Below are 1,067 nucleotides of genomic sequence, written 5' to 3' on the forward strand. Positions count from 1 at the left end.
GCTGAACAAGGAATTTTATTATGAAGCCGTACTTGATCATCCTGAAATGCGCCTAATTGATTATGATCTGGATTACCTGGATATCGAGAGGAGGTACAAAGCGGAACAGTTGAAACCCAAAATTAAACTTAAGTATAACTTTTTGACAGAAACATTTGGAGGACTGCAACAATTTGGCTTCCTGGAGAATAATTATAAATTTGGAATTCAGGTTGCGACTCCTTTATTGTTGCGAAAAGAAAGAGGGGATTTGGGCATTACCCGAACCAAAATTGTGGATGTGAATTATAAGCGTGACTTGAAATTTGAGCAGCTTAGCGCAAAACTTAGGAAAGTTTTCAACGAATACGAAGTTTTAAGTCGGCAGTTAAATATTTTTTCTCAAAATATTCAGGGCTTAGAAAGCTTATTGAAAGGAGAAAGAATTAAGTTTGATTTAGGGGAAAGCTCTTTGTTTTTAATTAATGCCAGAGAAACAAGCTTGTTTGATTCTAATTTAATCAATAATGCCCTTTATGTGGATCTAATTATTGCTTATTCAAAGATCAGAACCGCCGCTGGCCTGGGATTTGAAGACTTATAAATATGAAGTACATTTATCTTTTAAGATGGCTAACATGGCCTATCCGTTATTTTTTCTCCATAGTTAAAAGGAAGTTAGGTAAACTCGACCTATTACGCGTAGAGGTATTTGTGGTTTTAGGAAATAGCTCACATATTTTTGTAAAGGGTAGGGTGGTTGAAGCCTATAAACAGAGTAGACCTTCAGATAAAAACACCACATTGCACAATATACTTGCTTACTTTGAGAAGGTACGCTGGCAGTAGTGTACCAGAAGCAAAGGTTGAACTAACAGTAGGAGACCTTAAAGAAACATTAATTACGGATGAAGAAGGTGTTTTCGAAGTGCTTTATGAACTTAATAGTGAAGCATCTAAATCAATAAAAACAGTTCAATTGTCATTGCTACCTGAAGAAGGTTTAAAACCGGAAGCGGCCTCCGTTACCAAAGAAATATTAAGATTTAATAAAGAATACCCCCGTGCGATAATTTCCGACATAGACG

2 protein-coding genes are annotated in these 1,067 nt (G+C 36.0%); both read left to right on the plus strand.

Annotated features, from left to right (window positions below):
• Positions 1-583 (plus strand): TolC family protein (locus tag ADIWIN_RS04875; RefSeq protein ID WP_040756572.1); only part of this gene is annotated, 583 nt, incomplete at its 5' end.
• A gap of 222 nt (positions 584-805) precedes the next feature.
• On the plus strand, positions 806-1,067 hold a 262-nt coding region (locus tag ADIWIN_RS19435), incomplete at its 3' end, for a hypothetical protein (RefSeq protein ID WP_200859791.1).

The sequence above is a fragment of the Winogradskyella psychrotolerans RS-3 genome (assembly GCF_000427335.1).
GTDB lineage: Bacteria > Bacteroidota > Bacteroidia > Flavobacteriales > Flavobacteriaceae > Winogradskyella > Winogradskyella psychrotolerans.